Annotated in this window: 20 protein-coding genes; 8 read left to right on the top strand and 12 right to left on the bottom strand. The window is 46.0% G+C overall.

The genetic code is table 11. The annotated features are described in order from the left end of the window. Window positions 1–220, top strand: a 220-nt coding sequence (locus Tfer_RS16800; protein WP_207642444.1) for a hypothetical protein, incomplete at its 5' end; no start/stop codon positions are given. Window positions 221–465: 245 nt separating this feature from the next. Here the strand turns inward: Tfer_RS16800 and Tfer_RS09715 are convergent. The 5 genes from Tfer_RS09715 to Tfer_RS09690 all read right to left on the bottom strand — a co-directional run bounded on the left by Tfer_RS09715 (window position 466) and on the right by Tfer_RS09690 (window position 5,055). Further along, window positions 466–852 (bottom strand): hypothetical protein, encoded by a 387-nt coding sequence (locus Tfer_RS09715; RefSeq protein ID WP_052218231.1) that lies wholly within the window; start codon window positions 850–852, stop codon window positions 466–468. 272 nt (window positions 853–1,124) lie between these two features. Then, a complete protein-coding gene (locus Tfer_RS09710; RefSeq protein ID WP_052218230.1) occupies window positions 1,125–1,685 on the bottom strand; it encodes a hypothetical protein in 561 nt (186 codons plus the stop codon). Between the two features lie 421 nt (window positions 1,686–2,106). Further along, a complete protein-coding gene (locus tag Tfer_RS09700) occupies window positions 2,107–3,798 on the bottom strand; it encodes a recombinase family protein (RefSeq protein ID WP_052218228.1) in 1,692 nt (563 codons plus the stop codon). Window positions 3,799–3,813: 15 nt separating this feature from the next. Further along, window positions 3,814–4,536, bottom strand: a complete 723-nt coding sequence (locus tag Tfer_RS09695) for a hypothetical protein (protein ID WP_052218227.1) — start codon at window positions 4,534–4,536, stop codon at window positions 3,814–3,816. A gap of 168 nt (window positions 4,537–4,704) precedes the next feature. Continuing rightward, window positions 4,705–5,055 (bottom strand): hypothetical protein, encoded by a 351-nt coding sequence (locus tag Tfer_RS09690; RefSeq protein ID WP_052218226.1) that lies wholly within the window; start codon window positions 5,053–5,055, stop codon window positions 4,705–4,707. A 202-nt stretch (window positions 5,056–5,257) separates the two neighbouring features. Here Tfer_RS09690 and Tfer_RS09685 point away from each other — a divergent pair, with 202 nt between their 5' ends. Genes Tfer_RS09685 through Tfer_RS09670 form a run of 4 tightly spaced genes read left to right on the top strand, consistent with a single transcriptional unit; the run spans window position 5,258 to window position 7,165 of the window. After that, window positions 5,258–5,644 carry a hypothetical protein gene (locus tag Tfer_RS09685; RefSeq protein ID WP_052218225.1) on the top strand — a complete coding sequence of 129 codons (387 nt, stop codon included), beginning with the start codon at window positions 5,258–5,260 and terminating at the stop codon, window positions 5,642–5,644. Further along, window positions 5,641–6,600 carry a hypothetical protein gene (locus Tfer_RS09680; protein WP_052218224.1) on the top strand — a complete coding sequence of 320 codons (960 nt, stop codon included), beginning with the start codon at window positions 5,641–5,643 and terminating at the stop codon, window positions 6,598–6,600. Before Tfer_RS09685 ends, Tfer_RS09680 begins: the two co-directional genes overlap by 4 nt. Window positions 6,601–6,605: 5 nt before the next feature. Then, complete coding sequence (locus Tfer_RS09675) at window positions 6,606–6,860, top strand: hypothetical protein (RefSeq protein ID WP_052218223.1); 255 nt, start codon at window positions 6,606–6,608, stop codon at window positions 6,858–6,860. Between the two features lie 26 nt (window positions 6,861–6,886). Then, window positions 6,887–7,165 carry a hypothetical protein gene (locus Tfer_RS09670; protein WP_052218222.1) on the top strand — a complete coding sequence of 93 codons (279 nt, stop codon included), beginning with the start codon at window positions 6,887–6,889 and terminating at the stop codon, window positions 7,163–7,165. Between the two features lie 551 nt (window positions 7,166–7,716). Here the strand turns inward: Tfer_RS09670 and Tfer_RS09665 are convergent. Beyond that, complete coding sequence (locus Tfer_RS09665) at window positions 7,717–8,256, bottom strand: hypothetical protein (RefSeq protein WP_052218221.1); 540 nt, start codon at window positions 8,254–8,256, stop codon at window positions 7,717–7,719. Then, window positions 8,243–8,437 carry a hypothetical protein gene (locus Tfer_RS09660; RefSeq protein ID WP_052218220.1) on the bottom strand — a complete coding sequence of 65 codons (195 nt, stop codon included), beginning with the start codon at window positions 8,435–8,437 and terminating at the stop codon, window positions 8,243–8,245. Before Tfer_RS09660 ends, Tfer_RS09665 begins: the two co-directional genes overlap by 14 nt. A gap of 179 nt (window positions 8,438–8,616) precedes the next feature. Between Tfer_RS09660 and Tfer_RS09655 the strand changes: the two genes are divergently transcribed. Together Tfer_RS09655 and Tfer_RS09645 are read left to right on the top strand one after the other, a co-directional pair. Beyond that, window positions 8,617–10,869 carry an AAA family ATPase gene (locus tag Tfer_RS09655; RefSeq protein WP_052218219.1) on the top strand — a complete coding sequence of 751 codons (2,253 nt, stop codon included), beginning with the start codon at window positions 8,617–8,619 and terminating at the stop codon, window positions 10,867–10,869. 623 nt (window positions 10,870–11,492) lie between these two features. Continuing rightward, entirely contained in the window at window positions 11,493–11,954 is a 462-nt protein-coding gene (locus Tfer_RS09645) for a hypothetical protein (protein ID WP_052218217.1), read from the top strand. Window positions 11,955–12,152: 198 nt separating this feature from the next. Here Tfer_RS09645 and Tfer_RS09640 read toward each other — a convergent pair whose 3' ends face one another. From Tfer_RS09640 to Tfer_RS09630, 3 genes are all read right to left on the bottom strand, one after another. After that, complete coding sequence (locus Tfer_RS09640) at window positions 12,153–12,512, bottom strand: DUF1634 domain-containing protein (RefSeq protein ID WP_052218216.1); 360 nt, start codon at window positions 12,510–12,512, stop codon at window positions 12,153–12,155. A gap of 3 nt (window positions 12,513–12,515) precedes the next feature. After that, a complete protein-coding gene (locus Tfer_RS09635; RefSeq protein ID WP_242843577.1) occupies window positions 12,516–12,875 on the bottom strand; it encodes a sulfite exporter TauE/SafE family protein in 360 nt (119 codons plus the stop codon). Between the two features lie 534 nt (window positions 12,876–13,409). Next, window positions 13,410–14,297, bottom strand: coding sequence for a toll/interleukin-1 receptor domain-containing protein (locus Tfer_RS09630; protein ID WP_052218214.1), 888 nt, complete (start codon window positions 14,295–14,297; stop codon window positions 13,410–13,412). Window positions 14,298–14,654: 357 nt separating this feature from the next. Between Tfer_RS09630 and Tfer_RS09625 the strand changes: the two genes are divergently transcribed. After that, window positions 14,655–14,978 carry a tyrosine-type recombinase/integrase gene (locus tag Tfer_RS09625; protein WP_052218213.1) on the top strand — a complete coding sequence of 108 codons (324 nt, stop codon included), beginning with the start codon at window positions 14,655–14,657 and terminating at the stop codon, window positions 14,976–14,978. A 109-nt stretch (window positions 14,979–15,087) separates the two neighbouring features. Here the strand turns inward: Tfer_RS09625 and Tfer_RS09620 are convergent, their stop codons facing one another. Further along, a complete protein-coding gene (locus Tfer_RS09620) occupies window positions 15,088–15,753 on the bottom strand; it encodes a cobalamin B12-binding domain-containing protein (protein ID WP_052218212.1) in 666 nt (221 codons plus the stop codon). 45 nt (window positions 15,754–15,798) lie between these two features. Continuing rightward, the gene (locus tag Tfer_RS09615; RefSeq protein WP_052218211.1) at window positions 15,799–16,686 is read right to left on the bottom strand and encodes a CobW family GTP-binding protein; all 888 of its coding nucleotides are present in this window, start codon (window positions 16,684–16,686) and stop codon (window positions 15,799–15,801) included. Window positions 16,687–16,782 lie beyond the last annotated feature (96 nt).

The raw sequence follows: 16,782 nt of genomic DNA, 5'->3' as shown, positions 1-16,782 counted from the left end.
TTTGCCCTTGCTGCGGCAAAGGCAAGATGATAAGAAGAATGAAACTGGAGCCCCGGAACTGCTCTCCGCCACCCGTGCGCTTAACTGCATAACGGTTTGTGATTTTTTTGGGGAGTGGGAAGGTACAGCCTGTATAATGACATTATTTGGTATATTTTGCTTTATATGTTTTATTAGCCTGCATTTCCTGCCACAAACGGATTTCTGGCAGGGATTATAAAACTTTGAATCCCCATAACTTCTTCTATAAACGCGGCTTCGTCCAACACGTGTTGCCGCAATTGAGCATATTGAGTAATGGTTTAACGCCGGCAGGGCCAGTGCTTTGCCGGTGTTTTTGCATGCTCAACTGCGGAAACACGGCTTTATGTTAGACGATGTTGCCAGTTTTACCCACTATTCCTTTTTTAAACAAAGAAAACACTAGACTTCCCTAGCGTTATAATTAACATTTAATTTGCTTAATTATTTCAATTTTTCTATTTTAGTTCTTTTCTTTAAAAAAAAGATAATGAGTGCTATTTCTAATATCAGATTTACTGCTAAAATAATACCTTTATAGAAAAACGGCTGAGTACTAATATAAAATAGTATTGCCTGGATGACCATTAGTGCCATTAAAAAAAGAATGACCCATTTAATTAAAGCGATTCTATGTTCATAGAAACTGTTCCAAGATCTAACCTGAATCAAGCCGACTATAATCCAGAAAACTCCAAAGGCAACAAGTGGAAAACCAACATCGTTGTTGATGGCCTCAGAAGTAGAAGCCAAACCTAACGCTATGAAACCTGCATATTCAATATCTTTTATTTTCTGCCATTGTTTTTTATCATCGGTCTCTTTCCCCACAAAAGAACCTCCACTTTCTCATCTAACAATCTTAGCTGGTCTTATAGACCAGCTAAGATTTAATTTCATTTTTAATATATCATATTATTAATTTGTAATAAATAGTGATTAACTACAAGCACCCATACCCCAGAAATAACTACATGCCCATCTACATGCTAACATTACAGGAGGTAATTCTATAAAGATTACGCAAGCCATGCTGCAAGCCAAAGCTCCCGCAAACTTACAAACCCAGTATTCCCAATCGGTAGGAATACTTACTAATGCAGTTACCGCATCGGGGGCAGAATCTGATTCATGCTTATTTCACCAGAATTATACTTTTCAATAAAATCGAGCATTTCTTGTTTACTTTTCTCTGACAGTTGCATAATTTCTTCTTCTGTAGTTGTTACTTCTTCTTTGAAACCACTACTATCGAATGTTCGAATATTTACTTGACCATCTCCAGCAAACGTCGATATGGTAATCATTTCTATTTTATTTGTATCTCCATTAATTATAGCATATATGGTCTTGTTATCATTGTTCTTAAATGTGCCTGCAACATAAATAATGTTCTGCGGATTTACTTGCATTACCTGCACATTATCTGATAGCATATTTTTACGAATTTTTGTAGCTTTGAACTTATGTAAAAGAGTTAGATATTTATTGGCTTCTTTCTTTTCAAGAAGCTTAACACTCATTCCTAACTCGTCTTGAGCAAAGCTGATAATTTCCTCTGGACAAGTACCAGTTTCTGAAGCATATGCAAGATTTGCAATTGTTGACATCATTAATACGCTCAGAATTAACATAGTTCCAATCATTCTTTTAAATCTCAACACAAGAACATCCCCTTCCCATAAATTTAATAGTAAAAAATTCTCTTCCTTTGTCCCCCTTTTTTGTTATCTGTTTCCATATTATAACCCTGAACGCTTGGATTAGTCAACCGCCAAATTTTGTTGATTTTTGTTGCTTTTCGTCACATAAAAACTGGCAATTTCGCCTAACGCGGCGCCGGGTTCCCGAAGTGCCCACGCAGTGGGCATTTGGGCATCAGCCGGGAACCCGGCTGATAGGCGACGTCGCGAGCGTTCTGCGCGAGCTATGACGTTGCCGTGCCCTCGGGAAATCGGCGCCGCGATAAGACGAGCGAGCGCAGCGAGCGATGTCCGATTATCTCCCGCATTCACGCACAAAACTTTCGTTTATGCCATATATCAACAAAACTTCCCTCTCCACAAAACCATCCCAGAAGGCCTTTTAATTCCAACAGTATTCCAGATTTGCTATGTCTTCAATCGGGACAATTCCTCTAACTTCGACACGGTCTTGATACACCCACAGCGTAATCTGTAACCTGTCAAGAAGCTCTTCCCAAGTAAGTGTCTTCTGTGGGAATCCAACGGTTAGGTGAGTCCTATCCTTCACCGCTGCAAAGGCTAGTTCCTCTGTCACTGTGGAGTCGTGAGGCTGGTAGAGGGCGTCGAATTGCTCTTCGGCAATTGCATGTTTGAGAGCTTCGACGCTCTGCTCCAGCTTCTTTAGTGTATCGAGCTCTGGCCAGTACTGCTCGTACCGACTCTTGACAGCTCTCTCCTGTTCTTGTAGTTCCATCTTGCGTCTATTGTACTCCTCCGGTGGAAGCATTCCGTCAATGTAGGCATCTGCAAGTCTTCGTTGCTTCTCCTGAATCTTGGTGAGCTGTTCAGTCACTGGCAGTAGGAGTGTCTCCAGCTCTTCCTTCCTCCGTTCGAGAGTCCGCACGTACTCTTCAATTGCTTGTCGTAACTGTTCTGGTCTGTGGAGGAGTTCGATGACTCTCCTCTTCACCTCTTCCGTTAACGCTTCACCGTAGAGGATGGGAGAGGTACATCTCGGGCTACCGTCTTGGTGGTAGAGCTTCGTCCTACCGTAGCACTTGAAGACGAGCGTCGCTCCTTTGTTGTAGTAGGCATCACCGTAGGGTGCTCCGCAGACACCGCAACGGATTCGACCAGCAAGGAGTGGTTTAGGTCTCTTCCTGTTGAACCCTCCTCTGGAACCTGCTCTCTTCTCCTGTGCTTTTTCCCACAGAAGCTTGTCAACGATTGGTGGGAACTCTACCTCATACCAACCGTCTGTCTCAGCGTCCTTCATCTTCTCCACCACCTCTGGAGTGACAGCGACACCTCCACCTCTCCAAAAGTAGTTCGTACCGACGTACGCCGTATGAGTGAGAATACTTCGGACTGTGGTGTCAGTCCAGTGGGTGCTGTCCTTTCCTCTACGAGTCCCACGAGCTTGGGAAGGTGTGGGTACTCCAAGTTGGTTTAGTCGTTCAGCAATTCGTACCATGCCCATCGGACCGGACTTGCCGTCACCGTAGACGTACCAGTTGAAGATGAGTCGGACTATCTTAGCCTCGTCCTCTCGTATCTCCCACTTTTGAGTCTCTCGGTTCCATTTGTATCCGAACAGTTGAGCACCTCCAGCATACTTACCCTGTCGAGCAACCTTCTTCTTACCGGTGATGGTACGAATGCGGATTACTTCCCTCTCATACTCAGCAAAGGAGCCAAGAATGTTAGACTGGAGACGACCCTCCGGAGTATCCTCGAACCCTCCTTGCACAAAGATGAAGCCGTCTCCTTTTGTTCCGCAACGACGAACCTTTAGAGCTTCATCTCGTAAAGCTGCAAAGACCGCTAACGAGCGAGAGAGCCTATCCTGCCTGTAGACAAAGATAGCGTCGTACTCTCCATTCTGGTACTTCTCCCAAAGCTGGTGGAGAATCGGTCTCTTGTCAATGGCTAGAGCTCCGCTGTACCCATCCTCTCTGTAGATGTCCGACGGTAGAACTATGTAACCTCTCCTCTTTGCTTCCGCAAGACACGACTCAACTTGAGTTTCGAGCGAGGTACCCTCTACTTGGTCCTCTGTGGAGACACGTGCTAAGATTGCTGCGTGCTTCATGCAACCACCTCCTACCTATATTCTACTGTGAAACTGGCGAAGTTTTTCAGCAACTTCTTCCAAGTCTTCTAACTCAGACTCCCAGATGACCAAGCAGTCGAAACCGTACTGACGGAAGAAGTCAATTCTCTCCTGTGGGTCCTGACCTTCGTGCCAGTAGTCTCCGAAGACTTCGATTAGCTTTTTCTGTCCGTTGACATTTGCGAAGTCCGGTACCTTACCTCCGATGGTGAGTTGTCCATCTCCAACGTATCTGTACTCTCCAGGGAAAAGTTCGTTGAGAAGTTGTTCCATGAGTTGCTCTGGTCTAGTTTGCTGGTGAAGTCCCTCGAGGACCTTGCGTGCGAAGTCTGGGTCTTGCCAGAGCCTGAGTTTGTCTTGTCGTTGCTTCTCTCGGAATTCTCTAGATTGTCCGACTTTTTGCATTATCTGACTCTTCCGCTCTCTGTATTCTTCAGTTGTACATGCGTCTACCATCTCTCTATACGCCCTTTCACGGAACACCTCATCTTGCCAGAGCTCCCGTATAACTTGACGAACTTTCTCTCGAGACTGACGATACTTCACACTCTGTAGCATTGATTGACGGAGCTTCTCGCGGTATTCTTCGGACTGGACTACTTGACGATGCTTTTCGCTTTTCTGTATTGACTGACGCATCTTCTCTCGGTACTCCTCATACTGTGGAGAGTTTTTCCAAGCCTCATACTCAGGTGTCCCCTTCTTGTAGAATGGCATCATCTCACCTCCCTCAGAATGGTCTGATTTCGAGTCGGTAGCCTCGGACTTCGAACAGTAGTTTGAAGAGGCCGAGTTTGTGCTCAGCCTCCTCTCTACTCGCGTAGGTGCAGTTACCACAGAGTATCTCTTCTCTTCCACGGATGGCGAAGACAGCAAAGCGGTGTGTCATTGGTTGACCACCGCCTTCTTCCTTTCCAACTTGTACTTCGTTAACTCAACCTCTACTTGACTGAGCTTCTCACTATAGAATTTAATGCGTAGGTCAACTTCCCGTAGTTTCAACTCCAATCGGTCAAGTGTAAGTTGGTCAGCACCGTTCTTGAGAGCCTCAGCGTAGTCTGTTCCGTACTTGTCTTGTTGAGAAATCGCATAAGCGAGATTGGCTTTGTAGGTGTCTCTCCTCTTCCGGAGTTCTTCCATCTTCGGGTCAACTTCTTTCTTCTCACCAACGACAAACTTCACTTCCACTGTGGTCGGAACCTCCTTTACCTCAGTTTGATTTTGATTACGAGCCATCTTACTCATCTCTCCTTTCCAGATATTTCCAATTTCCTTATGCTAATATTATAATAGACTTCGATAGAAAAATAAAGAGGTTTTGTAAAATTTTGTTAAGTTTTGTCGAAAAATTTTAACGACACCTCTATAAAGTTGCTAAGAAGTCCTATAAAATTTTTTCATACAAGAACAAATGTTCGACAGAGAGGAGGGAACTACGGTGAAGCAGTGGCTCACACTGAAGGAGATTGAAGAGAGTTGGGGTTACAGTGCCGACTTCCTCAAATACCTCATCTACAGCAAGCGACTACCTGCGATGAAGAGTAGGAGACCAGGGGCACCTATCGTCATTCGTGAAGATTGGTGGGAAAAGTTTTGCACTGCTGTGGACTTGTTACTCGAACTCTCCACTACAGCTGTGGCACTTGATAGCCTGCCTGTGAAAAAGAACCGTTATGGTAGAGGGGATGGTCTCCACTTCGCTGAGGACTTTCCTAACGATGCACGTTTTGACCAACTGTTGGAAATGCAGTCCTTAGTAGCAACTGCAGTCACTCTTACCAATAAAGACGTAGACAAACTGTATAAGGAGGTGATTGCAAGATGAGTCAACTCGGAGAACCTTACCACGAGAGAAAATTAGATGAGAGGACAGTAGCACGGGATTACGCAACACCGTACGGTCTGGTTACCGAGGTGGTCGACTTGGAAACCGGCGTCGCTCAGATTCGAACTCCTGGTGGACAAGTCATTGCGGAGCGACATGAACCAACGCTCAAAAGACAGGCGCCTTCCTACAAACCTCCAACAATTCCTCTACTCGCAAAGCCGTTAGTCAAACGTGCTCAGGAGTCTTTGACTGAGGAGCAACTCAAAGCTGTTAACAATCTTGCGGATGGTGTAGTTCAAGGCATTAGAAAGGCACTCGAGGAGCTTCGAGAGGAAGGCTACGCTGTGGGAGTTTATAACGGTCAACTGGTGAAGGCTCCCATTGAAAAAAGAAAGGAGGATGATGAGGAGATGAACCCAGAACAACTTGCCCAGCTACGTAAAGACCTGCTACGTGCGTTAACGAATCCACAGAGAGTGAGAGAGGAACTAGAGCGTGAAGAGCGGGAGGAACTCTTCAAGTCAATGCAACCACCTGAATGGCAAGCTCTCAAACAACGAAAAGAGCAGGAAGCTCTCGAAGAGCAGAGCCGTAGAGCGGAGAACCGGAAGGCTGCGATGGACGCTCTCGGCATTACCACAGACCTTGCCAGAAAGCAGGCTACTGCTGCTGCTCTCACAAATGCGATGCTGGAGAACGCGAGGAAGTCCGAGAGACCGCTGGACATCCACGACGTAGCAAAGCTCTACGCAACGATTGACAGATTGCCCTACCAAAAAGTTAGAGACGCACTCTTGAAAAAGCTTAACACTGCTCTCTCTCAAACTCCCGAAGGTCTGGAGATTTGGAGAACCGTCAAGTATAAAGAGTTGACCGCTCAAGCTGAGACGATGCCAATGGGCGAGATTGAACAGATGATTGATAAAGTCGAGCAGCAGTTTAGCCGGAGGTGAGCCACATGAAACTGAAACTCGTCAAAGCGAAGTCCTTCACTTTATGGGATGCGAGCAACCGAAAGCTGAGGAAAATCATCAACGCCGGAGAAGTCGTCGACGTTCCCATGAACGAAGCTGAGTACCTGCTCGGAACTGGCCTCTTCACCACAGACTTAGAGGAACCGGTCTATGACCCTGAGGAGGAAGACATCCGAGAAGCCAGCGAGGAAGCGAACAAAGCCTTTCAGATGTACCGCAAGGAAGCTCTGAAAGGCTAATCAATTTCTAAAGGAGGTTGATTTCGATGGCAGAGAGTAAACAAAAAGCTCCTGCTCAGGAGAAAACTGGATTTGTAACTGGTGACCTGAATGTCGCCACAGTCCTTGCTTACTTCAAGTTCCCGTACACGGCACGTCAGACTGAGAGAGGAACAGAGTTTACCTTTGCGAACAGAGAAGATGGGACAGACGTTTTCGAGTTTGCCACCAAGAGAATCCGTTACGATGCTTCCCTCACTATCTCTGTGGGAAAGTTCCTTTCACTTCGGAGGAAACTGGTACAGGAAAACAGACCCAAGAAGTAAACACACTCCTTGTCTCAATATAATAGGGAAGCTCCACGAGCTTCCCATTTTTCTTGGTTTCATACCTTGCATATTTCCTCTATGCACCTAGGAACTTTTTTCATCAACTATTTTATTACTTCAACCAAAGAAGGGAACTTTTCATGAAATGAGGAGTACCAGCTATTGCCAGTACTCCTCATCTGAGGGAAACGAATGAGAGGGAACTCTCATCCGCTACCAGTACCAGAGGTCTCTCCAGGGAGTAGTTCTGTGGAGGACTCTCCGTTTGGTCTTGGTCAACTTCCTCATCGACACTCTCTACTGCAAACTCACTTCCGCACTACCTTTAGGAGGAGACGTCTCTCATTGTTCTCTGAGATCCACCGAGAGGAGAGAACTGAGGACTGTCTTACTTGCCACTGTTTGCTAGAGACTCCTTGGACAGTCTGGACTTGAAAAACACCTAGGAACTCGACGAGCGAGCCTCTTTGAGGCTCCCGGAGCTCTACTCCTGACTCTGTCTTGATTATATTTTAAGATACTTGGTAGGAACTTTCAATGAAGGAAACTTATTTCTTACCCTCCAGCGTTACTGTCACTCCCCAGTAGTCGCGAGAACCCCTTGGAGGTTCACTACCCTTATCATAGAACGTCTCATTACCGAACACCCAGTAGTCCAAGTCGTGGATGATACGGTGTGCGTGTATCAGGAGGTTGACATCTCGCTTTTCGTATGCCTGCTCTAAGGAATTGGCAAACGATTCGAGGTCTTGTTTGAGTGTCTCCGATTCGACCGTCTTCGCTATTTCTCTGGCACGGTCAGCAATCTTCTGCTCAGTTAGGTACTCATTAACAATCTTCCACGCTGTTTCACTTGAGTACCACTCCGTGTTCTCCGTAAACCGTCTGGAGTGACCCCAGGATACCAAGTCGTTGAGGACGAAATGGAGTTGATGGACAGCACCCTTCACGCTTTGAAGGTCTTCCGGCTTGATGCTGGAAACTGCCTTCTCCGCGGCGTCGACATTCTTTGGTCCAACTTCCTTCCCACAGGAAGTGAGAAGCAGTACAGCTATGAGTAGTAGTGGGAGGAACTTAGCTTTCTTCATCAGTGATTCCCTCCTCTTGTAAAAGTCCGAGCTCTTTCAAGTACAGTAGTGTCGCGTATCTAACGAGTCCGGCTGGTCTTCGGTCTGTTTGCAATGCTGCTCGTTGAATCGCCTCAAACTCTTCTGTGGTGAAGGTTGCCGATACCATCTTCGTGCGTGGCTCAGGTTTCTTGTCTTTCATAGAAACTCCTCCAAACTCGTGTACTTTCATAGACATTATAACAGATTACGAGACTCCCTACAAGAGTCGAATATGTTAACACGTCTAAACATCGGAACTAAAATTATCGAAACTACATATTGAAAGTTTCGTAGCTTTATCTTAAAATAAAATCAAGCATTAGAGAGGAGGTTTTACCTATGAAGGTCAATTTTGGAACTGACTATTTCCGCGAGGAAGGAGGGCGGATTCTTAACCTGCTCAGTGTAAATTCCTGCGTTAGGGACTACGCACAAGAGTTGCGGCGTCCTGAAAACTCATCTGGGTGGGTCTCATCAATTCACTGTCCGTTCCACGATGACGAGAACGCGTCAGCAGGATTCAATGTTCGGACCGGAACCCTCAACTGTTTTGTATGTGGCTCCTTTTCCTGGTCAAAACTCAAGCAGCTTGAGAACGACTACTACGGAATAGTAAGGCAGCATGGAGAACCAGCGGACAACAGAGAAAAAGACCAGTGGCTGTTCAACCTCACCTACGGTCCGAGCATTGAGGCACAAGAACGGTCGATGACGAAAGTGAAGAGACCATCTCCAGAGCTCTGTCAGTACTTTGAGGACTATGTTGAGAAGAGTCGGCAGCGGTTGGAGGAGATTGTCGAGTCTGGTCAAGTACCTCCGTACCTGCAAGAGTATCTCGACTCTCACGACCTCGAGCTTGAAACCTTGCTTCGGTGTGGTGTGGGTTACCGTGATTACACGAGGGTTGGAGCAGCGGTCGTCTTTCCGATGATTCGATCTGGAATCTGTGTAGGAGTCGGTCTCCGTGGAGAACGTGGCAAAAGGAATCTCCCAGATTCAAGTGTCTGGCCTATCGGTCTTGACGATGCAATTCGCTCCGGTGAGTCGGTAGTCGCAATTGCGGAGGGAGGAAGTGACTACCTACGCCTCTCTCAAGCCGTTGAAAAGTGTGGTCTAGATATCCCAGTGATTGGTTGGCCTGGAAGTTCCTTCCCTGAAGAGTGGCTAGACTACGCTCGGAACTTTGACCGCATTATTTTCTACCGTCAAGGAGATGAGACGTCAAAGAAAATCGCAAACACCGTCAGGGAAGGATTAGGCGAGCGCTTCAAAACCGTTAGTCTACCTACACGAGTAAAACTTACCGACGAGGTCGTGGTCTCTCCGACGAACAAGGACATCTGCGAATGGTGTAAGGATATGCGGTACTGGACGGACAACTTCGGACTGACGGACTTCAATGTTGACGCGCGCTTAGTAAAGTATCTCCGGAACGTTCCAAGACCACGGAGAGTTATCTACACTGCAGAGCACATTATCCACCCACCAAAACCTGCTGGTTGGGTAGTTGAGAATGCAATTCCACGTGGAGAGATTGGACTACTCTGGGGTCCTTCTCAGAACGGTAAGACAACTCTAGCTCTCAACCTCATTTACAGTCTGGCGACTGGAGAACCTCTTGCAGGTATTGAAGGACTTCGTCCAGCATCAGACCTCCCACGTCCACTAAACATCCTGTTCATTGAGGAGGACGCATCTCTTGAGAATGAGATCCTCCCACGGTTCCGAGCGATACTGACCAACAAGCCAAGTCCGACGGACGAAGAAGTTGAGTATGCATATCAGAGCTTCGGTGTCGACCTTCGCATCGCGTCTCTCTCCCTCAGGGTTGATGATGAAAACAGTCCTGGTTACCGCTACTTTGTAGAGCTTCTAGAAGAGTTCTGGCCTCACGTTGTTATCTATGATGCGTTGCGTTCGATACACAGCAAGGAAGAGAACAGCCCATCGGAGATGGCTATCGTCATCAACAACCTACGAGACCTTCAAGCATATGGAGACAACCGGACAGACATAATCCTCCATCACTCTCGTAAGCCACCTGCTGGAGCTGACTGGCTGGAGGAACTCTCCACGCTCTCAGGTCTACGTGGATCAACTGCTCTACTCGCTGCAAGCCGTTTTCAGATTGGAATCTACGGGCCTCAGTCAACCGGAGACCCTCTCGGATACTTCGCAATCGGCATCTCCGGTAACTTAGTCAAGGAAACGGCTAAAAAACCGTATTACTGCGTACGTGCTGATAGTGGAAGATTCATTTACGATAAGCAGGAGACAGAGAAGCGTTGGGAGGAGTCAGATGGAGGAAGTAAGAAGCAGCAGACAATACAAGCACGTCGTCGGCTACTTGTACAGGTCTTGGAGGAAGCGGTAGAGCCTCTGACGTGGGATGAACTAATTACGCGGGTGGCAGCTAAAGGTGTAGAGGTGAAGAAGGAGACTCTTCAAGACGACATCAACCAGCTAAACGGACAGTGGCTGCGGGCTAACACTCCTAAGGAAATTGTCGTTGAGGGTACATCCGGTGGAAGAGGGAAGAAGGCCACTGTCTATCTTCGCACGGACGTACAAGTAAACAACGTCCGGCGTTAACAAGCTCTAACGAAGAAACAACCAACGAAAACCCCGGGGCCTATATAAATATGATTTTTCGTTGGTTGTTTTACCTACGAGGCGTAGGAGGCCTACGTTGCTCGCTTAGAGCAGCAACGTAGGGCTTCCTCCTGCGCCGGAAACTGAGGACAAACCGATTTCGATTTTTCGTTGGTTCGATGGTTTTCCTCACTTTTCTTCAACTTTTAAGTTCCTTTTCCTTCCATTATAATTAAATCATAACTCTCGAAAGGAGGTTTCTCAGTTGAGTCAGAGAGTTGATGAGCGTCCGACGATGTTTGATTTCTGTAAGAGGTGTGGTCTTCCACTCCGTTACCGCCTACCAAGAACTCTTTGCTGGATAATCTATCCGGATGGACACCGTGCACCTATGGTAACTTCGGTTCCACGGAGAGACGGCCTATGTGAATCATGCGCTAGGAAACTCGGTTTGAAGCGAGTTCCAACTTTGACGTGGGAGGAGTATAAGGCGATGTCTACAGATGAGTTTCTAGACCTCGTAGACGGTCAAGTGGAAGAGTCTCCGACTCCTTCAGCTGCCGTCAACGCTTAAAGATAATTTCCGTACAAGACAAAAAAACCCATTGAGGGAGGTGAAACCTGTGTTCATCAGCTGGACAGACATGGAACGCCGGCAGATGGCTCTTGAGGTGGCAACCGGACAGCTCGCTCCGGAGCTAGCTGAGGCACTACTAGACGGGTATCTAGAGACAGCGTCACATTCGTGGGTGGATTCTCTTGAGACTGGAGATAGCACGATGACTCGTTACGCAGCGATCTGCCGTATTCTTGGAGTGCCTGAGGTCTACCTCGTTCGCTTAAGCAAGTCAAGCCTTCCGCCAGAGGCTAAAGGCTACTCCTACGGTGTAGGCTTCCAAGCACCGTTCGAACTTACGGAGACTGCTCGGGAGCATTTAAGACAGACAGTGAAGAAGCGGAAGGGCCTGTCTGGTGAGTGGCTCGGGAGGGAACTGTACCTCTTCCCCTCCGAAGACCAAGCCCGCTCCTTCCTCCGAGAACTCCTCCACGTTCTTTCCTCCACAGTATTCAGGAAGGCTGGTTAACGAATGTTGAGGAGCAGGAGGAACGGTAGTGAGTTGAAATCAAAGCAAATCTTAAATACTGAAAATTGCAATAATAATTTCTAATTCTACACAAACCTCCATAATCCCTTCTTTTTCCACTAATGTTACAATCTTATTTATTCTCCATAAGATTGCAAAAAAGGAGAGGTTCCTGTGAACCCGCTCCTTTATCATAACCTAGTGCAGCCCGGGGACCAGCAGACTTAGTGTCATAATCAGCAGGACCCCAAAAGAAATCAGGCTGTATTTGATATCCTTTTCAATCAGGAGAAATGAAAGGAAGGCGCCTATTACCCTGAGAAACGGAGTAAATAACAGGACAAGGATGCCAAGTGTCATTACGGCCGGGGGATTCAATTCCATTACCCCGGCAATTACCTGAAAAAAGCCCAGGCCCACCGCCCGTTGTCCCTCCAGGCCTCCGTCTGCTGCCAATGCAAGTGCCATTCCGGCGGCCATCAGGACTACGCTTAAAGCTGAACCAGCCCGCAGCAGCATTGCCAGTATCCGGTTGATATCAATACTCTTCTGATTCATCGGCTACCCCCTGAAACCCTTGATAAACATCTGAATTGCTATATAGATAAACACAAATATAAACACTTTCTTCAGGGACCGTGTGGAAATTCGCTCATTAATGCGGGTTCCTACGGCAGCCCCGCCAAACACTCCCAGGGCCACGGGGACTGCCGCCGCTGCATCTATGTTTCCGTTCAGATAATATACAAACGCACTGGCGCTTGCGGTAACTCCGATCATAAAGTTGCTGGTGGCGGCAGCCACTTTTAGGGGGACACCCATCAACAAATACATTACCGGAATCTTTATTAATCCCCCGCCAACCCCCGCACAGATCCCGGCGTGCGGAACTACCGCACCGGACTCTTCAGTAATACTCACTTCCGTAATCAGACAAAATCAAATTCAAGTTCTAACTGGCAGTTACGACTCTCCATTATTCGAGGCCGCAATATTTTGTATCTGTCCAGGGTTTTCCGAAATTCCATCCAGTTGAAGCTCCGCCTTTGGCTCCTTCGATTTAGCCATTTATATTAGGATTCTTTCGGCATTTTGGTAGAAACCGAGTTGGTTGGAACCGACAGGGCCTCCCAAGTTCCTGGTACTTCTCTCCATACATGCCATGTGCTTGGACCCCGGCAAACCCTCCGGAATCTCACTCTAACGATTCCTTTGTGTTGGCTTCCGTGGCGTTAAACACGTCGCCGCCTGCATTTTCCGCCATTGACGGGGCTGTATATGCTTCGGGAGCTACGGTTCTCCCTATGGCCTATATGGTTCTCTGTGTACGCTTCACCTAACTGTTACCAGTTTCGGCGCAACACTCGATACGGGTGGCTGGTTAGGCCTTACCCGACAGCGACTTTCACCCTGCTAGAAGAACCAAGCTTTGCTTGGCGCACTAACTTAGCTGGTTTAGGCGATGTGCTGACCAAACCTAATTTTCTTTTTTAATAACTCTACCACTTCAGTAATTGTATGCTGTCTTAAATCTATATAACCTATTGTTGGTAATAGCCCAGGGATTTCTGTATCATCTAGTCTTAGGGGTAAAATGTATTCTGAGTTTTCTTGAAAGGCTTTAGCCTGTGCGGCTTTTCTCTCAATATTTGTCCACTGTTTACAAGCATAATTTTTTGAAACAATCATTAAGCAAAACTTGGCCTTTTTTGAATAGACTTCGGAAAGGTGCGAGTACAAATCTTTACCCCATAGTTCGGCGTTTTCGTATTCATGGAAAAAAACCTTAAATTCTTGTTGTGACATTAACTCGGCAATATTTCTTGCTATTTCTCTATCCTCACCAGCAAACGATATCGCTAAGTCATATTTTTCAATTTCTTTTAACTCTTTGCGAACATCTTCTAAATTCACCCATAAATATTCGCAATAAACACCAGCGACATGAGAAATTGTATTAAAAGGAGTATGAAGTCGTTCGTCAAAGTAATTTCCGTTCTCCCATACTGGCCAGTTTTCTTCATGATAATTTAAAATTGCTTCGATAAGTTCAATAACTCCAATTTCTTTGCTTCTCCTTTTAGTTGCACTTTCTATAGCAAAATCCAGAATTCGTGACCTAGTTACAGTTTTTCTAAAATGTTCATTAGAATACAATTCCGATGAATCATAGTCAAACCCGCTGTTCGATTCGTCACGTTCTTCAAATTTTTTATAAAGTACCGGTAAGGCTAAGTCTGGATCCCCACCATACTTTTTTATAATCTGTTGAAGTAAAGGCGTTTCCTTAAGTAACACAAAAAAGAATTCATCTGAAAAAGGCAGACATTGTTTTCTCGACATAAGTATTCAACTTCTGTAAAAACTTTTAAAGCTTCTGATGATAAGACTTAGCCTTGACATTTTACGTAACTTACTAAGTCTTCTAATACACGTTCGGCGGATAGACTCATAATGATTTCGTTACCCTCCTAAGTTGGTCCCATTTCGCCTAACACTTCTATATGTGAACTAAGTAAAAATAAAATTATAAAAATCAACCATATATGAAATTTTTTCGCTGAATAAAAAATTGTTGATATTTATTATATTTTACCATATTATAGAAGAAAAGTAAAAGAACAAATGTTCGAGGAGTGGGTTATGCTATTACGTTTCCCGCTACAGTCAATCAAACCATCAATGCTTTAAGATTTCTTTATGTTGAATTATATCAGTCCGATTTTTCTTTTGGAGAAATTGCCCGTCCCAGGCCTGACCGAAAAATTCCTGTTTTGCCAAAGAGGTGGCAAATACACCACACGTGCTGTGCAAAAGATTTTTGAAAAAGCAGTAAAAAAAGCAGGCATCCATAAAACGGTGACCTGCCATTCTCTTCGCCATTGTTTTGCTACACACCTTTTGGAAGCTGGAACTGATATCGGTTACGTCCAGAATTTACTCGGCCATACCATTATTGTTACAACCAATATCTATACAAAAGTTCGCAACCCTCACCTATTTAAAATCAAGAGACCTATATAAATTAAAAACATGCTAACTCAAGCAAAACCAGGATAAGTTAGTGGAATGATAATTAATTTAAGGGTTTGCCCGGTGCAAACCCTTAAATTAATGTTAAACCCGTTATGAATTACTGCATGTCTTTCAAAGCTTTAACCATGTTCAGAGCCTCTTTCAGGGCATTATTGGCGTCCTTGGCAAACCCGTCTGCGCCCCACTTGTCTGCCAGGTCCTCGGATACAGGCGCGCCGCCGATCATAATCTTACACTTGGGGTTCTTCTCCTTGACCTTCTTGATAACCTCAGGCATCCCTACCATGGTGGTGGTCATCATGGCCGAAAGACAGAGCAGGTCTGAGTCAACCCTGAGCTGTTCCTCCACGAATTTTTCCAGGGGAACGTCCCGGCCCAGGTCATGAACCTCAAATCCGGCCACATCAAACATCATCTTGACGATGTTCTTGCCGATATCGTGCACGTCACCCTGGACAACACCCATGACAACCGTACCCTTTACGCCCATATCCTTTTTCTCGATATGGGGCTTAAGGATATCCAGGCCCGCATAAAGAGCGTCAGCGCACATCAGGATTTCGGGAACGAAATACTCCTGCTCTTCGTAAAGCCTGCCGACTTCGTTCATGCCTTCTACCAGGCCCTCGAACACGGCGGTATAAGCATCAACGCCCTCATCCACACAGGCCTGGGCGGTTTCCCTTACCGCATCTTCATCATAATCGATAACTCCCTGTTTCAGTGCCTCAAACAACTCCTTCTCTCTTTCCGCAGTTGCCATTTTCCAATCTCCTCCTTAAAATGTTTGCTTTTGGTTAAACCATTCTCACAAGACATCCAACCGCTGTTCCAATGCTTTCCTGTCGAATTCCTTACCAATAAAAATTAATTTACTCTCATTTGTCTCGGGAAACTTCTCAAAACCGTAATTACCCTGTACATAATCCATCTTTGCGGCGCCGCCGTCCGGTGTTTTGTAGATTCCCTTGGCCCTGTAAATATTACCGTATTTTCCGGCCTTCATTTCCTTCAAAATCTCCTCCAGCTGGTTGCTGTTAAATGCCTTGTCAGAAGTTATTGCCAGGGAGTCAAAATCATGGTAAAAATGAAGGTGCAGATAATCGGCCCCGTGTTCCCTTATAATGTCAGGAAGGTCGGTCTCACAGTTTACGGTCTGAAGCAGGATTGCATGCTGGTTATGTTTTGCCAGTTCTTCCTCTATAGCTTTCACCGTGTTCTCGTTAACCAGGTCAATCTTGTTGATCAGTATAATATCGGAATTTGCAAGCTGGTCAGTATAAAAATCGCCAAATAACCCGGAGTGAATATTGGCCAGAAAACTATCGGCGTCTATAATTCCGATAATGCCTTCAAATTCCAGCCCATATTCTTCCTTAATGGGTTCCAGGGCCTCCAGGATTCCCGATGGTACGGCCAGCCCCGATGGCTCTATGACAAGTCTTTTGGGGTTATATTTGGTTTTGATCTCTTTGACCGCCGAAACGAGGTCATTGGCAAGAGTACAGCAAATACAACCACTGGGGAGTTCCACCATGTCAACGGCATCTCCCTTGCTGACCAGTTCAGCATCAATTCCCACATCACCAAACTCGTTCACGATTACAGCGATATCACCGCCTGCCTTCTTTATCACGTTTTTGACACAGGTTGTCTTACCGGCGCCTAAAAAACCGCTGATTATTTTTATTTTCACCTTCTCACCCCCTCAGTTCCCCATGACCGGTCCGGATGAAAAATCCGGAAGGCACCTGATCATACTGTTAACTTTTAATTAGCTTCAACTGACTTA

This window comes from Thermincola ferriacetica, assembly GCF_001263415.1.
Classification (GTDB): Bacteria; Bacillota; Thermincolia; order Thermincolales; family Thermincolaceae; genus Thermincola; species Thermincola ferriacetica.
The sequence above is the reverse complement of the archived record's forward strand: the minus strand, read 5'-3'. Positions and strand labels throughout refer to the sequence as shown.

What these genes read in the sequence shown, in the direction of transcription:
- Tfer_RS09660 (WP_052218220.1), bottom strand. Translation starts at nt 8,437, where the DNA reads ATGAAAGACAAGAAACCTGAGCCACGCACGAAGATGGTATCGGCAACC.
- Tfer_RS09630 (WP_052218214.1), bottom strand. Translation starts at nt 14,297, where the DNA reads ATGTCGAGAAAACAATGTCTGCCTTTTTCAGATGAATTCTTTTTTGTG.
- Tfer_RS09690 (WP_052218226.1), bottom strand. Translation starts at nt 5,055, where the DNA reads ATGGCTCGTAATCAAAATCAAACTGAGGTAAAGGAGGTTCCGACCACA.
- Tfer_RS09700 (WP_052218228.1), bottom strand. Translation starts at nt 3,798, where the DNA reads ATGAAGCACGCAGCAATCTTAGCACGTGTCTCCACAGAGGACCAAGTA.
- Tfer_RS09620 (WP_052218212.1), bottom strand. Translation starts at nt 15,753, where the DNA reads ATGGCAACTGCGGAAAGAGAGAAGGAGTTGTTTGAGGCACTGAAACAG.
- Tfer_RS09655 (WP_052218219.1), top strand. Translation starts at nt 8,617, where the DNA reads ATGAAGGTCAATTTTGGAACTGACTATTTCCGCGAGGAAGGAGGGCGG.
- Tfer_RS09680 (WP_052218224.1), top strand. Translation starts at nt 5,641, where the DNA reads ATGAGTCAACTCGGAGAACCTTACCACGAGAGAAAATTAGATGAGAGG.
- Tfer_RS09675 (WP_052218223.1), top strand. Translation starts at nt 6,606, where the DNA reads ATGAAACTGAAACTCGTCAAAGCGAAGTCCTTCACTTTATGGGATGCG.
- Tfer_RS09640 (WP_052218216.1), bottom strand. Translation starts at nt 12,512, where the DNA reads ATGAATCAGAAGAGTATTGATATCAACCGGATACTGGCAATGCTGCTG.
- Tfer_RS09665 (WP_052218221.1), bottom strand. Translation starts at nt 8,256, where the DNA reads ATGAAGAAAGCTAAGTTCCTCCCACTACTACTCATAGCTGTACTGCTT.
- Tfer_RS09695 (WP_052218227.1), bottom strand. Translation starts at nt 4,536, where the DNA reads ATGCCATTCTACAAGAAGGGGACACCTGAGTATGAGGCTTGGAAAAAC.
- Tfer_RS09625 (WP_052218213.1), top strand. Translation starts at nt 14,655, where the DNA reads ATGTTGAATTATATCAGTCCGATTTTTCTTTTGGAGAAATTGCCCGTC.
- Tfer_RS09670 (WP_052218222.1), top strand. Translation starts at nt 6,887, where the DNA reads ATGGCAGAGAGTAAACAAAAAGCTCCTGCTCAGGAGAAAACTGGATTT.